The sequence below is a fragment of the Enterobacter sp. WCHEn090032 genome (genome assembly GCF_003986875.1).
Lineage (GTDB): Bacteria > Pseudomonadota > Gammaproteobacteria > Enterobacterales > Enterobacteriaceae > Enterobacter > Enterobacter sichuanensis.
This window is the reverse complement of the sequence record NZ_RXRN01000033.1, coordinates 19,736-41,921: the sequence shown is the minus strand read 5'-3', so window position 1 is coordinate 41,921 and position 22,186 is coordinate 19,736. Positions and strand designations below refer to the sequence as shown.

The 22,186-nt window shown below is 54.0% G+C and carries 22 protein-coding genes; 7 read left to right on the top strand and 15 right to left on the bottom strand.

Going from position 1 to position 22,186, the window contains the following annotated elements; genetic code table 11:
• Positions 1–10 precede the first annotated feature (10 nt).
• Positions 11–1,150: an efflux RND transporter periplasmic adaptor subunit gene (locus tag EKN83_RS20465; RefSeq protein ID WP_045286782.1), complete on the bottom strand. Its 1,140-nt coding sequence runs from the start codon at positions 1,148–1,150 to the stop codon at positions 11–13.
• A gap of 388 nt (positions 1,151–1,538) precedes the next feature.
• On the opposite strand from EKN83_RS20465, the gene envR reads away from it, so the two are divergent.
• Complete coding sequence (gene envR / locus EKN83_RS20460) at positions 1,539–2,255, top strand: acrEF/envCD operon transcriptional regulator (protein WP_088244397.1); 717 nt, start codon at positions 1,539–1,541, stop codon at positions 2,253–2,255.
• On the opposite strand, the gene EKN83_RS20455 is transcribed toward envR, so the two are convergent.
• The 14 genes from EKN83_RS20455 to EKN83_RS20390 all read right to left on the bottom strand — a co-directional run bounded on the left by EKN83_RS20455 (position 2,171) and on the right by EKN83_RS20390 (position 15,085).
• Positions 2,171–4,252 (bottom strand): putative bifunctional diguanylate cyclase/phosphodiesterase, encoded by a 2,082-nt coding sequence (locus EKN83_RS20455; RefSeq protein ID WP_126801587.1) that lies wholly within the window; start codon positions 4,250–4,252, stop codon positions 2,171–2,173. The two genes, envR and EKN83_RS20455, sit on opposite strands and share 85 nt — an antisense overlap.
• 139 nt (positions 4,253–4,391) lie before the next feature.
• Positions 4,392–4,556: a DUF2556 family protein gene (locus EKN83_RS20450; RefSeq protein ID WP_025756647.1), complete on the bottom strand. Its 165-nt coding sequence runs from the start codon at positions 4,554–4,556 to the stop codon at positions 4,392–4,394.
• Between the two features lie 176 nt (positions 4,557–4,732).
• Positions 4,733–5,029: a DNA-binding transcriptional regulator Fis gene (gene fis, locus EKN83_RS20445; protein ID WP_000462905.1), complete on the bottom strand. Its 297-nt coding sequence runs from the start codon at positions 5,027–5,029 to the stop codon at positions 4,733–4,735.
• 23 nt (positions 5,030–5,052) lie between these two features.
• The gene (gene dusB, locus EKN83_RS20440; RefSeq protein WP_025756648.1) at positions 5,053–6,018 is read right to left on the bottom strand and encodes a tRNA dihydrouridine synthase DusB; all 966 of its coding nucleotides are present in this window, start codon (positions 6,016–6,018) and stop codon (positions 5,053–5,055) included.
• A gap of 330 nt (positions 6,019–6,348) precedes the next feature.
• Positions 6,349–7,089: a carbonic anhydrase gene (locus EKN83_RS20435; protein WP_025756649.1), complete on the bottom strand. Its 741-nt coding sequence runs from the start codon at positions 7,087–7,089 to the stop codon at positions 6,349–6,351.
• 129 nt (positions 7,090–7,218) lie between these two features.
• The gene (gene prmA, locus EKN83_RS20430) at positions 7,219–8,100 is read right to left on the bottom strand and encodes a 50S ribosomal protein L11 methyltransferase (RefSeq protein WP_025756650.1); all 882 of its coding nucleotides are present in this window, start codon (positions 8,098–8,100) and stop codon (positions 7,219–7,221) included.
• An 11-nt stretch (positions 8,101–8,111) separates the two neighbouring features.
• Entirely contained in the window at positions 8,112–9,560 is a 1,449-nt protein-coding gene (gene panF, locus EKN83_RS20425; RefSeq protein WP_094919376.1) for a sodium/pantothenate symporter, read from the bottom strand.
• Complete coding sequence (locus EKN83_RS20420; protein WP_126801586.1) at positions 9,550–9,792, bottom strand: YhdT family protein; 243 nt, start codon at positions 9,790–9,792, stop codon at positions 9,550–9,552. The genes panF and EKN83_RS20420 overlap by 11 nt, the downstream gene beginning before the upstream one ends.
• Positions 9,793–9,899: 107 nt before the next feature.
• Positions 9,900–11,249 (bottom strand): acetyl-CoA carboxylase biotin carboxylase subunit, encoded by a 1,350-nt coding sequence (accC, locus tag EKN83_RS20415; protein ID WP_003860388.1) that lies wholly within the window; start codon positions 11,247–11,249, stop codon positions 9,900–9,902.
• Between the two features lie 10 nt (positions 11,250–11,259).
• Complete coding sequence (accB, locus tag EKN83_RS20410; protein WP_013098992.1) at positions 11,260–11,724, bottom strand: acetyl-CoA carboxylase biotin carboxyl carrier protein; 465 nt, start codon at positions 11,722–11,724, stop codon at positions 11,260–11,262.
• 21 nt (positions 11,725–11,745) lie between these two features.
• Complete coding sequence (gene aroQ, locus EKN83_RS20405; protein WP_025756653.1) at positions 11,746–12,198, bottom strand: type II 3-dehydroquinate dehydratase; 453 nt, start codon at positions 12,196–12,198, stop codon at positions 11,746–11,748.
• A 233-nt stretch (positions 12,199–12,431) separates the two neighbouring features.
• Positions 12,432–13,031: a protein-methionine-sulfoxide reductase heme-binding subunit MsrQ gene (gene msrQ, locus EKN83_RS20400; RefSeq protein ID WP_025756654.1), complete on the bottom strand. Its 600-nt coding sequence runs from the start codon at positions 13,029–13,031 to the stop codon at positions 12,432–12,434.
• A complete protein-coding gene (gene msrP, locus EKN83_RS20395; RefSeq protein WP_126801585.1) occupies positions 13,032–14,033 on the bottom strand; it encodes a protein-methionine-sulfoxide reductase catalytic subunit MsrP in 1,002 nt (333 codons plus the stop codon). It lies immediately after the preceding gene.
• 77 nt (positions 14,034–14,110) lie between these two features.
• Complete coding sequence (locus EKN83_RS20390) at positions 14,111–15,085, bottom strand: MDR family oxidoreductase (protein WP_126801584.1); 975 nt, start codon at positions 15,083–15,085, stop codon at positions 14,111–14,113.
• A 182-nt stretch (positions 15,086–15,267) separates the two neighbouring features.
• On the opposite strand from EKN83_RS20390, the gene csrD reads away from it, so the two are divergent.
• The 6 genes from csrD to rng all read left to right on the top strand — a co-directional run bounded on the left by csrD (position 15,268) and on the right by rng (position 22,163).
• Positions 15,268–17,208 carry an RNase E specificity factor CsrD gene (gene csrD / locus EKN83_RS20385; RefSeq protein WP_025756657.1) on the top strand — a complete coding sequence of 647 codons (1,941 nt, stop codon included), beginning with the start codon at positions 15,268–15,270 and terminating at the stop codon, positions 17,206–17,208.
• Between the two features lie 282 nt (positions 17,209–17,490).
• A complete protein-coding gene (gene mreB / locus EKN83_RS20380; protein ID WP_000913396.1) occupies positions 17,491–18,534 on the top strand; it encodes a rod shape-determining protein MreB in 1,044 nt (347 codons plus the stop codon).
• 62 nt (positions 18,535–18,596) lie between these two features.
• The gene (gene mreC, locus EKN83_RS20375) at positions 18,597–19,613 is read left to right on the top strand and encodes a rod shape-determining protein MreC (protein ID WP_023309400.1); all 1,017 of its coding nucleotides are present in this window, start codon (positions 18,597–18,599) and stop codon (positions 19,611–19,613) included.
• Positions 19,613–20,101: a rod shape-determining protein MreD gene (gene mreD / locus EKN83_RS20370; RefSeq protein WP_025756658.1), complete on the top strand. Its 489-nt coding sequence runs from the start codon at positions 19,613–19,615 to the stop codon at positions 20,099–20,101. Before mreC ends, mreD begins: the two co-directional genes overlap by 1 nt.
• A gap of 9 nt (positions 20,102–20,110) precedes the next feature.
• Entirely contained in the window at positions 20,111–20,704 is a 594-nt protein-coding gene (locus EKN83_RS20365; protein ID WP_095452370.1) for a Maf family protein, read from the top strand.
• The gene (rng, locus tag EKN83_RS20360) at positions 20,694–22,163 is read left to right on the top strand and encodes a ribonuclease G (protein WP_025756660.1); all 1,470 of its coding nucleotides are present in this window, start codon (positions 20,694–20,696) and stop codon (positions 22,161–22,163) included. The genes EKN83_RS20365 and rng overlap by 11 nt, the downstream gene beginning before the upstream one ends.
• Positions 22,164–22,186: the final 23 nt, after the last annotated feature.

Sequence of the window (22,186 nt, the reverse complement as noted above, 5' to 3'; positions counted from 1 at the left end):
TTGTCGTCCCTTAACTGGCTGGAGCGGTGGTGGTATCAGGCGTGGCGACCACGGTTGCCCCCGGTCTGACTTTCTGTAACCCGCTGACAATAACGCGGTCACCGTTTTTCAGCCCTTCTGTTACCAGCCAGCGATCGCCAATTGCCTGTGGGGCGACGACGGTACGTGCCTCAACCTGGTTTTTATCATTCACCACCATAACGGTTGCATCGCCTCGTGGCGTACGGGTCACCCCCTGCTGTGGAACCAGGATCGCATCCGGCTGCGTGCCTTCATCAATGCGGGCACGAACGAACATGCCGGGTAACAGCAGATGTTGCGGATTCGGGAAAATGGCACGCAGGGTTATCGAGCCGGTACTCTCATCGACCGTGACGTCAGAGAACTGCAAAGTGCCTTTCAGTGGGTAGGGCTGCCCATTCTCCATCAGCAGCTCAACGGTACTGGCGGACTCGCCTTTCTGCAGACTCGTCTGTTTCAGACGCATAAACTCATTACTGGACTGGGTGACATCGACATAAATCGGATCAAGCTGCTGGACCGTTGCCAGGGCTGTGGCTTGTCCGTTGGTGACGAGAGCCCCTTCGGTTACGCTGGATTTACCGATGCGGCCATCGACAGGCGATGTAACTTTGGTGTACGCAAGGTTAATACGCGCGCTTTCAACACCGGCTTTGGCAGCAACGACGCTGGCGTCTGCCTGCTGAGCCGTTGCTACAGCCTGGTCATACTCCTGCTTGCTGACATACTGTGTGCCCACCAGTGGGAGATAACGTTTCACGGTCAGGTGCGCAATACTGGCTGCCGCCTGGGCCTTCGCCAGCTCGCCTCTCGCGCTGTCATAGGCTGCCTGATAGGTCGCGGGATCAATCTGATAAAGTGACTCACCCGCTTTAACATCACTCCCTTCCGTGAAGTTGCGACGCAGGATGATGCCGCTAACCTGAGGACGAACCTCCGCAACCCGAAATGCATCGGTTCTGCCCGGGAGTTCAGTGGTAACAGCCAGAGGCGCGCTTTTCACGATATGCACGCTGACCTGAGGTGCCTGCGGGGGTTGTTGTTGTTTTTCCTGACCATCGCATCCAGTGAGCAGTACCGCGCAGACAATGAAACCGGATAAGGGTAAGCGTCTGAAATGATTCGTCATTACTGTTCCTTTAAATACCCATTAACCGATATATGTCATGAACCGGTAGTTGGGGCAGAGGGATAAAAAATAAAATGTAGCTGCGTATAATAATGAGGGTATTTAATGTTTTTTAATTTATAAGTGCGAATGAGCTGGCCTGAAGACAAAATCAGAATCGGGCCTGAGGTTTACGGTAATATACGTCTGGCATAATTATCAGATAAACCGCGTTTAAGGTTATCCAATCATTCAGGTCATGAATTTAATTAGCTTGATGTATTTGTATTAATGATAAATTATGTGCGTTGACTTTTTTTGTGCAAAATGAAAACGGAAATTGGTGAATACTTTCATTTTTATGAACGCAGCAATATCTATAAACCTTGTGTATAACGAGTAGTCGTCTATGGCGCGTAAAAAGAAAGAAGAGGCTCAACAGACCCGACAGCAGCTGATTGAGGCGGCTATCGGACAGTTTGCAACACGTGGCGTAGCCAATACGACGCTGACGGATATCGCGGATGCCGCCAGGGTGACGCGCGGCGCGATCTACTGGCACTTCACCAGTAAATCTGAAATTTTTAATGCCATCTGGGAACAGCAATTACCGCTTCGCGACATTATTCGCGACCGGCTTTCCCTTTCCGAAAATGACGATCCGTTGTTAATGCTTCGTGAGCAGTTTATTACAGCATTGCAGTATATTGCCCATGAGCCGCGGCAATGTGCGCTTTTACAAATTCTGTATCATAAGTGTGAATTTAGCAGCGATATGATTTCAGAAAGTGAAATCAGAAAGCGTATTGGGTTCAATGATGACGCGTTACGTGTCACGCTGGAGGGCTGTATTTCGCGGGGGATTATTTCACCCAGGATGAATGTGGACCTCACATTGATCGTATTTCACGGTTTTTTTAGCGGAATCATTAAAAACTGGTTAATGAATAACGACAGTTTTAATCTCTACCAGCAGGCGCCCGCCCTCGTCGATAGCATTCTGGCGACACTCCCGATCGTTCGCGTATCGCCTCATGATGATTACAGCTCCGCGCCAGGTAACATTTCTCCCCGGGCACACAGTGCCTCTACGGTCTGTGCGCTGACAGGTTTACCTAACAGATAACCCTGAAGGGTGTTACAGCCAAGCTCGGTCAAAAAGTTTTGCTGTGCTTCGGTTTCCACCCCTTCCGCCACAACTTTCAGGTTAAGCGTTTTTGCGAGGGCCACAATCGCCGAAACAATGGTGGCATCCTCGCTCTCACCGCTTAACTCTTTCACAAATGCCCTGTCGATCTTGAGTTCGCAGGCCGGCAAACGCTTGAGATAGAGCAGGCTTGAATATCCGGTGCCAAAATCATCAATAGAGGCCTTCACACCTGCATCCGTCAGCTCTGTCAGCACCCGCACACTTTCATCCGGGTTGCTCATTGCCGTGGTCTCCGTCACTTCCAGGATCAACATTTCCGGCGGCACATGATGACGCGCCAGGCAGTCGAGAACCGTTTTAACCAGCGAAGGTTGTTCGAACTGCAACGTTGACAGGTTGACTGCCATTGACCAGCTTTGATGTCCCTGAAGATGCCATTCCCGCAGCTGGCGGCAGGCTTCATTAATGACCCAGTTGCCAATGGGGATGATCAGCCCCGTTTTTTCCGCCAGCGGCAGGAAGAGATCCGGAGTCAGTAATCCCTGCTTTGGATGTTGCCAGCGTAATAACGCCTCAAAGCCGAGAACCGGCCCTGCGGGAGCGTGAAATTTTGGCTGATACAGCAGGCGTAGCTCATGGCGATCGATCGCCATCCACAGATCGTTCATTAGCTGAAGATGGGTCTGCGCCAGGGTATTCATGGAGGGCTGGAAAAAGTGGTAACCGTTCCGGCCCATATGCTTCGTGTGATACATCGCAGCATCGGCATTAAACATCAGCTCGCGCTCGGTTTTGCCGTCATGAGGATAAAGTGCGATGCCAATACTGAGGGTCACCACCAGTTCATAGGGGTCGAGATTGAACGGGCTATCGATGGCGTGCACCAGCGAATTTGCCAGCGAGGCCGCATCGTCGGGACCTTCACCCTCTGCCAGCAGAACAAACTCATCACCGCCGATACGCGCAAGGGTGAACTGGCCTTTCAGGAGAAGCAGCAGACGCTGCGTGACGGCGACCAGCAGCCTGTCGCCGACATCATGGCCGTAGGCATCATTGACGGCTTTAAAACCGTCGAGATCCATGAACATCAGCGCAAAACGGGTGCCTTCACGATCGGCTTTGCTGATGGCCTGATCGAGTCTGTCTTCCAGAAGAATACGGTTGGGCAGCCGCGTCAGGGTATCATGCAGGGCCAGTTGTGCGAGTTCCCGATTCGCTTCTGCAAGCGATGAGGCCAGAAGGGCGGTACGTGCCTGGAGACGGGCATCCAGCATCGACACCAGCAGGGTGATCCCAAGAATAGAGAGCGCGACGACGCTGACCAGCACCGCCAGCCAGCTCCCGTTTATACCGTCATGATGAACCATGGTGGACATCGGGAACTGCGCGGCTTTCATCCCGGCGTAGTGCATACCGGCAATGGCAATCCCCATGGTGATGGCGGCACCCATGCGCATCAGTACGACCTGCGCGGCTTCGTGGCGCAGGCGGAAGGTTAGCCAGAGTGCCGCGAGTGAAGCGGCAAGGGCAATCACAACCGAAATGGCGACCCAGAACGTGTCCCAGATAATCCCGGGCATCACTTCCAGCGCTGCCATGCCGGTGTAATGCATGGCAACAATACCGCCACCCATCACCAGCGCGCCTGGCAGCAGACGACGCAAGCGCAATTGTTCGCAGCTGACAAGCCACAGCGCAAACAGTGACGATCCCACGGCGATAACCATGGATAACACCGTCAGGGTGGCGTTGTAGCTCATGCTCATGGAGAGGTCCATCGCCAGCATGCCAATAAAATGCATGGCCCACACGCCAATGCCCATTGCAATGCCCCCGCCAGCCAGCCAGACGCGTGCGGCGACGCCCTGACTCCCGGCGACACGTGCAGCCATATTCAGGGCGGTATACGCCGCAAGGATGGCAACAACAAAGGAGAGGACAACAAGGATTGAGTTGTATTGGCTAACCAGCATGGTCGGTTCTACTCGAGTGTGAAGTTACGCCAGAGCGGTTGAGAAGGGCGAGACATTATCACCGTAAGGTAACGGCTCAAAGGGATTTAAATCCCCGTTTTTACTGGGTAATAGCAGGGTGGTTTGCGCAATCGCGCGGTCAGTCGAGTTCTGAGCAGTTCACTAACTTGAGCGGATTCACGGAGTTCATATTGCGACACTTATCGGTTTCGGTGCTCATCAGCTCAATCCACTGCATCAGCAGTGTATCGAAAATGAAAACGGAGATTGCAAAGACAACCAGCCACCAGTATTTACGAATCATTGTGTCATTCCGCGAGAAGAGCGCCAGTAGGGTGGGTGAAATATACACGAAAAACCGAGCTTTAAAAGCGGGATAAACGAAGGTTTACACAGCGTTGACGGAGAAGAGAAAGTAATAAAAAAGGCGCATCCCCATGCCAGGTAGCGCCTTTTTAAACAAGCATTTGCTAACCGAAATTAGTTCATGCCGTATTTTTTCAGTTTCTTACGCAGAGTACCACGGTTGATACCCATCATCAGCGCAGCGCGGGTTTGGTTACCGCGGGTGTATTGCATCACCATGTCCAACAGTGGCTGTTCAACTTCAGCCAGTACCAGCTCATACAGGTCATTAACATCCTGACCATTCAGTTGAGCAAAATAGTTCTTCAGTGCCTGTTTAACCGAGTCACGCAGGGGCTTTTGAGTTACCTGGTCCTGAGAGTTAACGGTAGAAACGGTCAGTACGTCAGAATTTACGCGTTGTTCGAACATAGTTCTGTCAGCTCTTTATTTCATTACGCAAGATTTTCGAAGTATGCCTCCAACGCCTCCAGCTGTACGCTGGCATCCTCTATGGCGTTGAATGTGCGCCGAAACTGGTCATCTGGAGCATGCTCCTGGAGATACCAGGAGACGTGTTTACGCGCAATTCGGTACCCTTTTGCCTGACCATAAAAGTCATGCAATTCCCGAACATGCGAACAAAGCAAGCGCTTAACCTCTGCCAGTGGCAGGGGGGCAAGCAGCTCCCCAGTGTCCAGATAATGCTGGATTTCCCGGAAGATCCAGGGTCTTCCCTGAGCGGCACGTCCTATCATCAGAGCATCAGCTCCCGTATAGTCGAGCACAGCTCTGGCTTTAAGCGGGTCAGTTATGTCGCCATTCGCGATAATCGGAATGGAAACTTTCTGCTTAACTGCCCGAATGCTGTCGTATTCAGCTTCACCGTTGAACAAACAGGCGCGAGTGCGTCCATGAATGGTCAGGGCCTGAATGCCACAGTCTTCGGCCAGTTGGGCAATTTCTACACAGTTACGGTGTTCCGGCGACCAACCCGTGCGAATCTTCAACGTAACAGGAACGTCCACTGCGCTGACAACCGCCGTCAGGATAGATTTCACCTGATCGGGGTATTGCAGAAGGGCTGAACCTGCAAGCTTGCGATTCACCTTTTTGGCCGGGCACCCCATATTGATATCAATAATCTGGGCACCACTTTCCACGTTAATCCGCGCGGCATCTGCCATCTCTTCAGGCACGCTTCCGGCAATTTGCACGGTGCGGATACCTGGTTCATCAATGTGCACCATCCGAAGGCGGGATTTATCGCTTTCCCAGACCTGCGGGTTAGACGACATCATCTCGGATACGGTTAAACCGGCTCCCATCTCATAACACAGCGTCCTGAACGGCCGGTCTGTTATACCTGCCATTGGGGCTGCGATCAGGCGATTTCTAAGCTGGTGGTGTCCGATGCGCATGAGTTAAGAAATGACCATACTGTGACTGCAAGGCGGCGTATATTACGCATTTTTTGCACGAGATGAAAGGCCAAACTTTGAACAATCCACTGTTATAGATCATGGAATCGCCGCTCTGTCTTTCCGTTCAAAATTATTCACTATTTAAATCATTATGTTAGGCGGGGATGGTTATTTTATGGACGCTTACAATTTACCGTAACTTCTCGTCATTTCTGAATAAAAGCGTCACTGAAGCGGGATATTCTGCTGTTTTTAGCAGCAGTTTATCCCGCTTCTTTGCGATCTGCGTCGCATTTTAGAAGATGATCGTATTGCGAGAAATGCCTGTTATTCGACCACTACACGTCCATGCAGAGACTGTACCGGACGGTTATTATCATGATGCATGGTATGGGTAAACTTATCGAGCTGTTCTGCGGAGACTGTCATCGGGTGCTTAAGCACAATCCAGGTGACACCTTCTGAACACGGAGGGGTGGTCAGTGAACCACTAAAGCGGAAGTACGTTTTATCTTCCGGCAGCAGCGTATTCAGATTGAGATCTCCTTTGATGGAGACGTTCTGCTCGGCCAACTGAGGCATCACGCTCCACAGCTTTTCAAGCTCCGGGTTTGCGGCGCCTTTATCGAACATCACCGCAACCACCGTCAGCTCCCCTGCGGCATTTTTATGAACCAGGTGCATTTCCATTGCATATTTCTTGCCGTGAACGGTGTTTTCGCTCGGAGAGTGGAAATGGAACTGTTGTAACGTCCAGGTTTGCTTATCCAGCGTGATCGTATCGCGGGTGTCAGCCGGTTCACTTGCCTGAATGGTGTGGCCATTGTTCGTCAGCGTCACGGGGCCATCAATGTAGTGCGTTTGGAGCGGGGAGAGATGGGCGTCCAGGGTCGAATCAATATTAATCGGCGACTGGTTCATTCCTTTCTGACAGGTCTTGTATGCCTCGTCCAGTTCGCCCCAGTGTTCCGGTGATTCCTTCCCTTCGTAGCCCCAGTGTGATGCGAATGCTGAAGCCGTAACCATGCTCAGCGCCAGCAGCGCTGCCTTGCCTGTAATGTGTTTCATCATATTCTTCCGGTGAATTTTTGTAATACAAATCAACATGATTTGTATGGTTACTTTACCGGATAAAGAGTAGGGAAATGAAGCCGATCGGCAGGGAAAGCGGCGTGGTCAGATGACCACGCCAAAGGCTTATTTTTTACGGCCGGTGATACGGCACCACTCTTCTTTTTCCACCACCGGGTCGAGAGTGAAGAGATCGGCATAGGCTTCGCATACGCTGTCAGCCTGGCTTGCCAGAATGCCGGAGAGCCCCAGCAGACCGCCCTCAACGGGCAGCACGCTGATTAACGGCGCCAGCTCGCGCAGTGGACCCGCCAGAATGTTTGCGACTACCACATCGGCTTTCATGGCGTCTGGTTGCGCGTCCGGGAGATACAGCTCCAGACGATCGGAGACGCCGTTGCGCTCAGCATTATCGCGGCTGGCCTGAATTGCCTGTGGATCGATATCGATCCCGATGGCTTTTGCCGCGCCCAGTTTCAGTGCGGCAATGGCGAGGATCCCGGATCCGCACCCGAAGTCGATCACTGTCTTACCGTCAAGATCCAGGCCATCCAGCCACTGCAGGCACAGGGACGTGGTTGGATGGGTGCCTGTACCAAACGCCAGGCCCGGATCGAGCATCACGTTAACGGCGTTTTCATCAGGGACTTCACGCCAGCTTGGACAGATCCACAGACGTTTGCCGAACTGCATCGGGTGGAAGTTATCCATCCACTCGCGTTCCCAGTCTTTGTCTTCCAGCTGTTCGATCTTGTGAGCAAAACCCGCGCCCAGCAGCGGATGGTTTTCCAGAATGGCGACCACTTCTTTCATGTCAGTTTCGGCATCAAACAGGCCAATAACGTCGGTGTCGCCCCACAGGCGGGTTTCGCCCGGCAGTGGCTCAAAGACTGGCGTGTCATGCGTGTCCTGGAAGGTGATAGAGACCGAGCCGGCCTCCATCAGCGCATCGCTCAGTTCCTCGGCGTTAGCGCCGGTTGTGTTCAGTTTTAGTTGGATCCACGGCATGGCAAAACTCTTTATTTATCAGTAGAAATCACAGGTTGTGGGACGGGCTGACCAAAACGGTTCCCCACCACAAACGCCAGTAAACTTAGCAGTAACGAAGGCACAATCGGATGGAAGCCCAGGTACTGAATTTTAAACGTTGCGAGAACGGCATACAGCACACCGCCGACAATCATGCCGCTCAAAGCGCCCGCAGCATTCGCCCGTTCCCAGTAGAGCCCTAACACCAGCGGCCAGAGGAAAACGGCTTCGAGGCCGCCAAACGCCAAAAGATTCAGCCAGATGATCATCTCCGGCGGACGCCATGCGGCAAGCAGCAACAGCGCGCCTAATACCAGCGTAATTACGGCAGACATGCGCTTTAAGCGTCGTTCGTTTTCCATTTGCTCAGGACGCAAATTCAGATAGAGATCTTTGATAATCGTAGCGGAACTTTGCAGCAGCTGAGCGTTGATGGTCGACATAATGGCAGCCATCGGCGCGGCAAGGAAAATCCCGGCAGCAAATGGTGGCAGCACTTTCACCATCAGGGTTGGGATCACCAGATCGGGCACGGTGAGGTCCGGAATCACGGCCCGGCCCAGTGCCCCTGCCAGATGCATTCCCAGCATCAGTATCGCCACCACAATGGTCCCGATAATAATCCCGCGGTGGACCGCTTTACTGTCCTTATATGAGATACAGCGTACGGCGGTATGCGGCAGACCAATAACCCCGAAGCAGACCAGCACCCAGAACGAGGTCATAAAGGTTGGCGAAAGAATGTCATCTGCGCCCTCCGGAGCGACCAGTTTCGGGTCAATCGCTTCAAGGGTTTCCACCGCGTGGCTCAGCCCTCCAGCTGCATGGACAACCCCCACCAGCAGCACGATGGTTCCGATGAGCATCACCAGGCCCTGCATGGTGTCGTTCAGCACGCTGGCGCGGAATCCACCAAACGCCGTATAGAGCGCGATACTGATGCCGAAGATAAGCAGGCCCGTTTCGTACGGGATCCCTGCTGCGGTCTCCAGCAGACGGGCTCCGCCGATAAACTGCACCGTCATTGCGCCAATAAAGGCGACCAGCAGGCTGAGACTTGCCAGCCAAACCAGTAACCGGCTGCGGTAACGGGCAAACAGCATGTCGTTCAGCGTCACGGCGTTATAGCGACGCGCCAGGATGGCAAACTTCTTGCCGAGTATTCCCAGAGAGAGCCAGACGGCCGGAAGCTGGATCATCGCCAGCAGCACCCAGCCTAATCCGTATTTGTAGGCGGCACCGGGACCGCCTATAAACGAACTGGCACTGATATAGGTGGCTGTCAGGGTCATCGCTAAAACAATGCCCCCCATCGAACGGCTGCCGAGGAAATATTCGTTCAGAAAGGTGCCGGTGCTCCTTTTACGCATGGCATACACGGACAAGCCAAATACGACCAGTAAGTAAGCGATCAGTGGCAGAATGACTTCAAGCTGCATCGTCGTCCTCCAGGGGAATATCGCGATAAATGAACTTCACTATTGCCCAGCAAAGGAGGATGAAGATCAGCGGTACGAGCAGGCAGGCCATTTCAAACCAGTGCGGCAGGCCGGTAATACCGATACTGGAGTCAGGTAAGTAAGCAGTTACTAACCATGCAGCAAGATAGAGAAGGGTCAGCCACAGCGCCCAGCGCGCTTCTTTATGGGCCTGAACAAAACGTTTGTCCATTGTTTGTCCCTTGTGGATGAAGAAAGCGGGGATTGTACATGATGAGGCTTTCCAGGCCCCAGAAATAAAAAAGGCCGGAAATCCGGCCTTTTTGCAACGCTGCTTTATTACTTCTCGTTCAGACCGAGTTTTTTCTCCAGATAGTGGATGTTGGTACCACCATTCTGGAAGTGCTCATCGCTCATGATACGCATCTGCAGATCAACGTTGGTTTTGATACCGTCGATGATCAGTTCCTGCAGGGCGTTCTTCATGCGGGCAATCGCCACGTCACGGTTTTCACCGTAGCAGATAAGCTTGCCGATCATCGAGTCATAGTACGGCGGTACAGTGTAACCGGCGTAGATATGAGACTCCCAACGCACACCAAAGCCACCCGGCGCGTGGAAACGCGTGATTTTACCCGGGCTTGGCAGGAAGGTGTTCGGGTCTTCGGCGTTGATACGGCACTCGACCGCATGGCCTTTCACCACAACTTCTTCCTGCTTGATGGACAGCGGCTGGCCGGCAGCAATACGCAGCTGCTCTTTGATCAGGTCAACGCCGGTGATCATTTCGGTAACCGGGTGTTCAACCTGAATACGGGTGTTCATCTCAATGAAGTAGAACTCGCCGTTTTCGAACAGGAACTCGAAGGTACCCGCACCGCGATAGCCGATATCGACACACGCTTTGGCGCAACGCTCGCCGATGTAGCGACGCAGTTCCGGGGTGATGCCCGGTGCGGGTGCTTCTTCGACCACTTTCTGGTGACGACGCTGCATGGAACAGTCACGTTCTGCCAGATAGATAGCGTTACCCTGACCGTCAGCCAGCACCTGAATTTCGATGTGGCGTGGGTTTTCCAGGTATTTTTCCATGTATACCATGTCATTGCTGAACGCGGCTTTCGCTTCAGCTTTGGTCATGGAGATGGACTGCGCCAGTTCAGCATCGCTGCGCACAACGCGCATACCGCGACCGCCGCCGCCGCCGGACGCTTTGATAATAACCGGGTAGCCAATGCGTTTCGCATGAGCACGGTTAGCATCCATGTCGTCGGTCAGAGGGCCGTCAGAGCCTGGTACAGTTGGAACACCGGCTTTCTTCATCGCGGTGATCGCGGACACTTTGTCGCCCATCAGGCGGATGGTGTCAGCTTTCGGACCGATGAAGATAAAGCCAGAGCGTTCAACCTGCTCAGCAAAGTTGGCGTTCTCAGAGAGGAAGCCGTAACCCGGATGAATTGCCACCGCGCCGGTGATTTCAGCGGCGCTGATGATAGCCGGGATGTTCAGATAGCTTTTTACGGACGGAGCCGGGCCAATACAGACCGTCTCATCCGCCAGCAATACGTGTTTTAAATCGCGATCCGCGCTTGAGTGCACAGCGACGGTCTTGATGCCCAGCTCTTTACAGGCACGAAGAATACGCAGTGCGATCTCGCCGCGGTTGGCGATAACAATTTTATCCAGCATGTTCGCCTCGTTACTCGATGACGACCAGCGGCTCGTCAAATTCAACCGGCTGACCACTTTCGACCAGAATCGCTTTCACAGTACCTGATTTGTCTGCTTCGATCTGGTTCATCATTTTCATCGCTTCAACGATGCACAGGGTATCGCCTACGTTGACTTTCTGACCCACTTCGATGAACGCCTTCGCGTCCGGGCTCGGGGTGCGGTAGAAAGTACCAACCATTGGGGAACGTACGATGTGACCACTGATTTCTGCTGCAGCGGCAGGTGCGGCTTCAGTTGCTGCTGGTGCAACGGCTGCGGAGAGCGCAGGCTGCTGCACTGGCGCAGCATAAGCCTGCTGCATTACCGGGAAGCTAGCGGCCGGGGCTGCACGGCTGATGCGTACAGACTCTTCGCCTTCAGAAATTTCCAGTTCGGAGATGCCTGATTCTTCAACCAGCTCGATCAGTTTTTTAATCTTACGAATATCCATGAGTGGGTTCCGTACTCTTGTTTAGTGTGATTGTGACAAGCGTTTTACCGCTGTCTGTAAAGCGTATGAATAACCGTCAGCGCCCAGTCCGCAGATAACGCCAGCGGCGATATCCGACAGATACGAATGGTGGCGGAACGGCTCTCGGGCGTGCACGTTACTGAGATGGATCTCGATAAACGGGATACTCACCGCCAGTAGTGCGTCGCGGATAGCAACACTGGTGTGCGTAAACGCGGCCGGATTGATCAGGATATAGTCCACATTGTCTTTAGCCTGATGAATACGGTCGATGAGTGCGTACTCCGCATTTGACTGAAAATGGTCCAAATCCACATTCAGTGACGCTGCTTCCGTACCCAGACGGTTAACAATTTCACTCAATGTCAGCGTTCCGTACTTCTCTGGCTCGCGGGTGCCGAGCATGTTGAGGTTCGGTCCGTTCAAAACTAAGATCTGGAATTTATCAGCCATTGTGCCGCTATCTCCTGCGAATCTCGGGTAAAAAACAAAATATACCTTCAACGCGCGATTGTCACCTAATCAGAGTCCGAAAACTCCGTCAGGGAAACCAAAGTCGCACATTATAACGATTTCGTAGCATTTGGCAGCTAAATACTGGTCTTATCAGGGAAGATTATCAACCGCTATCCGAAAAAGATTTGCGGTTGACGGGGAATCTGCGGGAAAACGCACAGTTTCGCGAACTATCGCAACCACTGGCGGAACTTCTTGTAACGCCATGCTAAAAGCACTGCGGCCGCCAGTGCGTACAGAACGGGCTGAGGCGAGAGGATCTTCACTGACCACAGGTAGTGAATGGGAGCGAGGATCGCGACAAGATAGACGAAGTTGTGCAGCAACTGCCAGCGCCTGCCCAGTTTACGCTGCGCATATTGCGTGGAGGTCAGCGCTAACGCCAGTAAAATCACCCAGCTCACAATACCCAGCGTCAGATAAGGACGTGTCACCAGTTCGCGGCCCAGCAGCGCCAGATTGTTAATCCCCAGTTCCAGCAGCGCATAGCTGGTAAGGTGCAGCGTCGCCCAGGCAAAACACCATAGCCCCAAAAGCCGACGGGTGCGAATCAATAATGGTTGTTTAGCGTAGCGTGCCAGCGGCGTCACGAGCAAGGTGGCCAGCAAAAATTTCAGCGCCATCCTACCCGTAAAATGCTGGATATCCTTGGCCGGGTCGGCGCTAAAGAGGCCCTGGCTGGCGGCCCAGAACAGCCAGATAAAAGGAAGTAACCCGGCCAGGTGCAGCAGCACTTTCAGCCAGGTAATCTGCTTTGCTGTTAAACGCACTTAGAAATTCTCCCGTAAGTTCAGCCCACGATAGAGAGACGCCACCTCATCGGCATAGCCGTTAAACAGCAGCGTCGGCTGCCGCTTCACGTCCAGCGCACCGCCGGAACCGATAAAACGCTCGGTTGCCTGCGACCAGCGCGGGTGATCCACATGCGGATTCACATTCGCGAAGAATCCGTATTCGTCCGGCGCGGCCAGGTTCCAGGTGGTTGGCGGACGTTCGCGGGTCAGCTTAATGCTGAGGATCGATTTAATCCCTTTGAAGCCATATTTCCACGGCACGGTTAAGCGGACAGGGGCACCGTTCTGCGGGGGAAGCGCTTTGCCATAAACGCCGACGGTCAGCAGGGTCAGAGGGTGCATCGCTTCGTCAAGACGTAATCCTTCTACATAGGGATAGTCCAGTCCACCACCGATAAACCGGTCTTTCTGCCCTGGCATCTCATCCGGCGCGTAACGCGTCTGGAAAGCGACATATTTTGCGTTGCTGGTGGGCTCAACCATTGCCAGTAATTTATGCAGCGGGAAGCCGACCCAGGGCACCACCATCGACCAGGCTTCCACACAGCGCATACGATAGATGCGCTCCTCTAACGGGAAACGGGTGGTGAGGTCGTGATGATCCAGGGTCAGGGGTTTGGCCACTTCGCCATCGATCTTCAACGTCCAGGGATCGGTTTTGAGGCTTCCAGCGTTGGCGGCTGGATCGGCTTTGTCGAGGCCAAATTCGTAGAAGTTATTGTAGCCAGTGACTTTATCTTCCGGCGTGAGCGTCAGTTTGTTTTGCCACTCGGCAGGTTTCGTAAAGGTGAGCGGGGCGCCGGAAGGGGCCTTAGGCCGATCGTTGCCTTTAAACCAGTCGAGCAGGTCGGCGTGTGCCGCCGGGGAAAGGGTGAGCGCGGTGGCGCTGATGCCAAGCATTTTCAGGATCTGGCGGCGCTGTAACATAAAGACAGACTCGGACGTTACGTCGGCTTCCGTCAGTTTTCGATTTTTCATGGCATCCTCCGTCATGCGTTTTTCTAAGCATGACGGAGGAGAGAGATTCACGCGAATATGTCACGAAAATTTGAAGATTAGGCGATTTTCACCAGCGCGCGACCGTGGAACTGATTTGCCATAATCTTGCTGGCATACTCCGGCGCCTGGCCGAGCGAGATTTCCGTTGCGCTCTGGGTATAGAAGGATTCTGGCAGATCGCGCACCAGCCGTTCCCAGGCTTCCTGACGACGGGCGGATGGCGTCATAACGGAATCCACACCCTGCAGGCGTACGTTACGCAGAATAAAAGGCATCACGGTGGTTGGCAGGGCAAAGCCTCCCGCCAGCCCGCAGGCGGCAACGCAGCCGCCGTAGTTCATTTGTGCCAGCACTTTTGCCAGCACCTTATCACCAACGGTATCCACCGCCCCTGCCCAGACCTGTTTTTCCAGTGGACGGGTTTCGGCAAACTCGTCGCGACCAAGAATACGGCTGGCACCGAGCTGGCGCAGATAGTCGTGCGTGCTTTCGCGACCCGAAACCGCTGCGACCTGATAGCCCAGCGTGTGCAGCAGCGTGACGGCCGTACTGCCCACGCCGCCGCTGGCGCCGGTGACGACAATTTCACCCGACTCAGGGCGGATGCCGGCATCTTCCAGCGCCATCACGCACAGCATGGCGGTAAAGCCTGCGGTGCCGATGATCATCGCTTTACGGCCATCCATACCTTTCGGCACCGGCACCAGCCAGTCGCCCTTCACCCGCGCCTGCGTGGCCAGCCCGCCCCAGTGATTTTCACCGACGCCCCACCCGGTGAGCAGCACCTGCTGGCCGGTATGGAAGCGCGGATCTTCGCTGGTGCGAACCCGGCCCGCGAAATCAATCCCGGGTACCATCGGGAAATTTCGGATGATTTTACCTTTGCCGGTAATGGCCAGCGCATCCTTGTAATTCAGACTGGACCAGTCGATGTCGACAGTGACGTCGCCTTCAGGCAGTCGGCTCTCTTCAATGGCCTGCACCGAAGCAACGGTTTTGCCGTCCTGCTGTTCTAAGATCAAAGCCTGCATACAGGATCCTCACTATTCTGATGATTGGAAAATTTGTCCTGAAGACTATACTCGCTCAATGAAACGCGATGCCGATTTAACGCAATAAATTGCCAGATACACCCGATTTGGTAGTATGCCGCATTTGAAATGCAAGTTAGCGCTTACTCGCTACCCCATCAACCCACGGAGTAATCTCAAGGATGCGATTAACGACGAAGTTCTCAGCTTTTATCACCTTGCTGACGGGACTTACCATTTTTGTCACCCTTCTGGGTTGCTCTTTAAGCTTTTATAACGCCATTCAGGACAAACTGGTCAACCGGGTACAGTCTGTCGCATCGGTGATTGATACGCGTCTGGTGACGACGTCGTTACCGGCCCTCTCCCGTGAACTTGATGAGTTAATGGTCCCTGTCGATATTGTGCAGATCGATATTCAACAGGGAAAGCATCGCGTATTAAGCCATGAACGGCAGGGAGGTTATCGGCCTGCGGGCGTGGTGAGCCAGTACCGGGAAGTGACGGTACATTCCCTTAAAAATCCTGGGATGACTATACACATGGTCTATCTCGATCCGATGGCCAGCTATTTCCGCTCCATGATGACCACTGCGCCGCTCACCGTCTCCGTGGTGTTTATTGTCATGCTGATCTTTCTCGCGGTCCGCTGGCTGCGGCGCCAGCTCTCTGGTCAGGAGCTACTGGAGCTCCGCTCGGTACGGATCCTCAACGGTGAACGCGGACCGCAGGTGAGGGGCTCGGTCCATGAATGGCCTGCACGCGCCAGCAGCGCGCTGGATACGCTGCTCTCCGAAATCCAGTTTGCCAGCGATCAGCGTAGCCGTATGGACACGCTGATCCGCTCTTATGCCGCCCAGGATAATAAAACCGGCCTTAACAACCGTCTTTTCTTTGATAATCAGCTCGCCACGCTGCTCGACGATTCAGAAAAGGTAGGGACACACGGGGTGGTAATGATGATTCGCCTGCCCGATTTCGATCTCCTGCGCGACACCTGGGGACAGCGGGCCGCGGAAGAGAATCTCTTCACGCTGATTAACCTGCTCTCCACCTTTATTATGCGCTACCCGGGCGCGTTACTGGCCCGCTATCACCGCAGCGACTTTGCCGTATTGTTGCCTCATCGCACGCTGAAGGAGTCGGAAAGCATTGCCAGCCAGCTGCTGAAGGCGGTGGATGCGCTGCCGCAGAGCAAAATGCTCGACAGGGACGATATGGTGCATATGGGGATCTGCGCCTGGCGCGGTGGGCAATCGGCTGAACAGGTGATGGAACATGCCGAAGCCGCCACCCGCAACGCCGTGCTGCAGGGAGCGAACGGATGGGCAGTGTATGATGACTCGCTACCGGAAAAAGGGCGCGGCAACGTGCGCTGGCGAACGCTGATCGAGCAAATGCTTAGCCGCGGCGGACCACGTATTTATCAAAAACCCGCGGTCATGAAAAATGGCAATGTGCATCATCGCGAGTTGATGTGTCGTATTTTTGACGGGACGGAAGAGGTTATCTCAGCGGAATATCTGCCGATGGTGCTGCAATTTGGCCTCTCTGAAGAGTATGACCGCCAGCAAATTACCCGGCTGATTCCGTTTTTATCGTTCTGGCCTGAAGAAAACCTGGCGTTACAGGTCACCGTGGAGTCGTTAATACGCCCGCGTTTTCAGCGCTGGCTGCGTGATACCTTAATGCAATGCGAAAAATCGCAACGCAAACACATTATTTTTGAACTTGCAGAGGCGGATGTTGGTCAACACATCAGCCGGTTACGCCCGGTGGTACGTTTGATCAATGCGCTCGGCGCGCGTATAGCGGTGACGCAGGCCGGTTTAACGCTGGTGAGTACCAACTGGATAAAGGAGCTGGATGTGGAGTTATTAAAGCTACATCCAGGCCTGGTAAGGAATATTGAGAAGCGAACGGAAAACCAGCTGCTGGTACAGAGTCTGGTTGAAGCCTGCAAGGGAACGCGGACACAAGTCTTTGCCACGGGCGTGCGCTCCAGAGGCGAATGGCAGATGTTAACAGAGCGCGGTGTCATGGGTGGTCAGGGGGATTTTTTTGCTGCCTCTCAACCGCTTGACACCAACGTGAAAAAATATTTGCAAAGATACTCTGTTTGACCTGCCGTTTACGCTGTTTTCACGTAGAATATCGCGCCTGTAGCTTTGAGTATGTCGAGCAAATAGCCAGTGAACGACCTTTAACGGGTTACAAATGTCAGTGGGGAACGCTACTGTTTACTCAGCCCTGAGGGAGTCAGGGGATGAATTTGTAACATCAGGAAACGTACTGCACAAATTTTCACCGTTGCAGATGATTTTTGCGCCTTGTCGCTGCTGCGTGTGGTTGGTAAAGTAAGCGGATTTTGTTTTCCGCCCCAGCTTTCAGGATTATCCCTTAGTATGTTGAAAAAATTTCGTGGCATGTTTTCCAATGACCTGTCCATTGACCTGGGTACCGCGAATACCCTTATTTATGTAAAAGGACAAGGCATCGTATTGAATGAGCCTTCTGTTGTGGCCATTCGTCAGGATCGTGCAGGCTCGCCGAAAAGCGTCGCTGCAGTGGGTCATGACGCGAAGCAGATGCTGGGTCGTACCCCTGGCAACATCGCCGCCATTCGCCCAATGAAAGACGGCGTTATCGCTGACTTCTTCGTGACTGAAAAAATGCTTCAGCACTTCATCAAGCAGGTTCACAGCAACAGCTTCATGCGTCCAAGCCCGCGTGTTCTGGTGTGTGTGCCGGTTGGCGCAACCCAGGTAGAACGTCGCGCAATCCGTGAATCTGCCCAGGGTGCAGGTGCACGTGAAGTGTTCCTGATTGAAGAGCCAATGGCGGCGGCAATCGGTGCAGGTCTGCCTGTTTCTGAAGCCACCGGTTCGATGGTAGTGGATATCGGTGGCGGTACCACTGAAGTGGCCGTTATCTCTCTGAACGGTGTGGTCTACTCCTCTTCCGTACGTATCGGTGGTGATCGCTTCGATGAAGCCATCATTAATTACGTGCGCCGTAACTACGGCTCTCTGATCGGTGAAGCGACCGCAGAGCGTATCAAACACGAAATCGGCTCTGCGTATCCGGGCGATGAAGTGCGTGAGATCGAAGTGCGTGGCCGTAACCTGGCTGAAGGTGTTCCACGCGGTTTTACCCTGAACTCCAACGAAATTCTGGAAGCACTGCAGGAACCACTGACGGGCATCGTGAGCGCAGTAATGGTTGCGCTGGAACAGTGCCCACCAGAACTGGCGTCCGATATCTCCGAGCGCGGTATGGTTCTGACCGGTGGTGGTGCGCTGCTGCGTAACCTCGACCGCCTGTTAATGGAAGAGACAGGTATTCCTGTCGTAGTTGCAGAAGATCCACTGACTTGCGTCGCCCGTGGTGGTGGCAAGGCGCTGGAAATGATCGACATGCACGGCGGCGATTTGTTCAGCGAAGAGTAGTCGAGTTTGAGAGGGTAGCAATTTGCTACCCTTTCTCTCTGACGCGAGAATACGCATAGCCTATGAAGCCAATTTTTAGCCGTGGCCCATCGCTACAGTTTCGCCTTATTCTGGCGGTTCTGGTTGCGCTTGGGGTCATTATTGCCGATAGCCGCCTCGGTACGTTCAGCCAGATCAGAACGTACATGGATACCGCCGTCAGTCCTTTCTACTTTGTATCAAATGGTCCCCGTGAACTCCTCGACTCCGTTTCACAAACGCTGTCTTCGCGTGACCAACTCGAACTCGAAAACCGGGCATTACGCCAGGAACTGCTGCTGAAAAACAGCGAACTGCTGATGCTGGGGCAATACAAGCAGGAAAACGCGCGTCTGCGTGAGCTCCTCGGCTCGCCGCTGCGTCAGGATGAGCAGAAAATGGTCACGCAGGTGATCTCCACCGTGAACGACCCTTACAGCGATCAGGTTGTGATCGACAAAGGGAGCGTAAACGGCGTGTATGAAGGCCAGCCTGTTATCAGCGATAAAGGCGTGGTGGGTCAGGTGGTCGCCGTGGCCAAGCTGACCAGTCGCGTGCTGCTGATTTGTGATGCTACCCATGCGCTGCCGATCCAGGTTCTGCGTAACGACATTCGCGTGATCGCGGCCGGTAACGGCTGTACGGATGACCTGCAGCTGGAACACCTGCCTGCCAACACGGATATCCGTGTTGGTGACGTACTGGTGACCTCCGGTCTGGGTGGACGCTTCCCTGAGGGCTATCCGGTTGCGGTGGTCTCGTCAGTTAAGCTGGATACGCAACGGGCCTATACCGTGATCCAGGCGCGTCCAACCGCAGGCTTACAGCGTCTGCGCTATCTGCTGCTGCTGTGGGGTGCCGATCGGAATGGCGCTAACCCGATGACGCCTGAAGAGGTGCATCGTGTGGCGAATGAACGCCTGATGCAGATGATGCCGCAGGTTCTCCCGCCAGCGGATTCCATGGGGCCGCCTGCGCCCGTGCCAGCGCCGGCTACAGGGTTAACGCAGCCGCTGCCGGATGCGCCGCCACCGCCTAAACTCTCTTCGGGAGGGCAGTAGTGGCAAGTTATCGTAGCCAGGGACGCTGGGTCATCTGGCTCTCGTTTCTCATTGCACTGTTACTGCAGGTGATGCCCTGGCCGGATGAGATTCTCGTTTTCCGGCCAAACTGGGTATTGCTCATTCTGCTTTACTGGATCCTTGCCCTGCCGCATCGCGTAAATGTCGGCACAGGTTTTGTGATGGGTGCCATACTGGATCTCATTAGCGGCTCTACGCTTGGCGTGCGCGCCTTGTCCATGAGTATTATTGCGTACCTCGTCGCACTTAAATTCCAGCTCTTTCGTAACCTTGCGCTCTGGCAACAGGCTCTGGTCGTGATGTTATTGTCGCTCGCTGCGGATATCGTTGTTTTCTGGGCAGAGTTTCTAGTGATCAACGTCTCTTTCCGACCGGAAGTGTTCTGGAGTAGTGTAGTAAACGGTGTGCTCTGGCCATGGCTGTTCCTGCTGATGCGTAAGGTTCGCCAGCAGTTTGCTGTGCAATAAAAGGTTTCTATGACGTCTTTGTATCTCGCTTCCGGCTCCCCGCGCCGCCAGGAACTCCTGACGCAGTTAGGGGTATCTTTTGAACGCATCGTGACCGGCATTGAAGAAAAACGTGCCGAGGGCGAAAGTGCTCAACAGTACGTGTCGCGCCTGGCGCGCGAGAAAGCGCAGGCTGGCGTCGCCAGTGTACCGCGCGATCTTCCCGTGCTGGGAGCAGATACCATCGTTATCCTTAACGGTGAAGTGCTTGAGAAACCCTGCGACGCCGATCATGCGGCGCGCATGCTGCGCAAAATGTCCGGACAAACGCATCAGGTGATGACAGCGGTCGCGCTGGCTGACCGTCAGCACGTGCTGGATTGCCTGGTGGTGACGGATGTGACATTCAGAGTACTTACCGACGACGAGATCGCCGCTTATATTGCCAGCGGTGAACCGATGGATAAGGCAGGTGCATACGGTATTCAGGGGCTGGGTGGCTGTTTTGTCAGGAAGATTAATGGCAGCTATCACGCCGTAGTCGGCTTACCGCTGGTGGAAACGTATGAGTTGCTGAGCAATTTTAACTCACTGCGTGAGGGAAGGGATAATTATGACGGCTGAATTGTTGGTAAACGTAACGCCATCGGAAACCCGTGTGGCCTACATTGATGGTGGCATTCTTCAGGAAATTCATATTGAGCGTGAAGCGCGGCGCGGAATAGTAGGCAATATCTACAAAGGTCGTGTCAGTCGTGTACTACCGGGTATGCAGGCGGCTTTTGTAGATATTGGACTGGATAAGGCGGCATTTTTACATGCCTCCGATATTATGCCGCACACCGAGTGCGTCGCTGGCGAAGAGCAAAAGCAGTTTGCCGTGCGCGATATTTCTGAGCTGGTGCGTCAGGGACAGGATCTGATGGTGCAGGTGGTGAAAGATCCCCTCGGCACTAAAGGCGCCCGTCTGACCACCGACATCACCTTACCTTCCCGTTATCTGGTCTTTATGCCTGGCGCGTCGCACGTGGGCGTTTCGCAGCGTATTGAGAGCGAAAGCGAGCGTGAGCGCCTTAAAAAAGTGGTCAGTGCGTACTGCGATGAACAGGGCGGATTTATCATCCGTACCGCCGCGGAAGGGATCAGCGAAGAAGACCTGGCGTCCGACGCGGCGTACCTGAAGCGCGTCTGGACCAAAGTGATGGAGCGTAAAAAACGCAATCAGACCCGCTGCCAGCTCTATGGTGAGCTGGCCCTTGCTCAGCGTGTTCTCCGTGACTTTGCCGATGCGCAGCTTGACCGCATTCGCGTAGACTCTCGCCTGACTTACGAAGCCCTGCTGGAATTTACCGCCGAGTACATTCCGGAGATGCCAGGCCTGCTGGAGCATTACACGGGGCGTCAGCCGATCTTCGATCTGTATGATGTCGAAAACGAGATCCAGCGTGCGCTGGAGCGTAAGGTCGAGCTGAAATCTGGCGGGTACCTGATCATCGATCAGACCGAGGCGATGACCACCGTCGATATCAATACCGGCGCGTTTGTCGGCCATCGCAACCTGGATGACACCATCTTTAACACCAACATCGAAGCCACGCAGGCCATTGCGCGCCAGCTTCGTCTGCGTAATCTGGGCGGCATTATCATCATCGACTTTATCGATATGAGTAATGAAGACCATCGCCGCCGCGTGCTGCACTCGCTTGAGCAGGCGCTGAGTAAGGATCGCGTGAAGACCAGCATCAACGGGTTCTCACAGCTGGGGCTGGTGGAAATGACGCGTAAGCGTACCCGTGAAAGCGTGGAGCATGTGCTGTGTAATGAATGCCCAACCTGCCATGGACGCGGAACGGTAAAGACGGTTGAGACCGTCTGCTACGAAATTATGCGTGAAATCGTCCGCGTTCATCATGCCTACGACTCCGATCGTTTTCTGGTCTATGCTTCCCCTGCGGTGGCTGAAGCGCTGAAAGGCGAAGAGTCACATGCGCTGGCGGAGGTGGAAATTTTTGTCGGCAAACAGGTAAAAGTACAAATTGAACCGCTCTATAACCAGGAGCAGTTCGACGTCGTGATGATGTAAGACGCAGTTCGCTGTGTGACCAA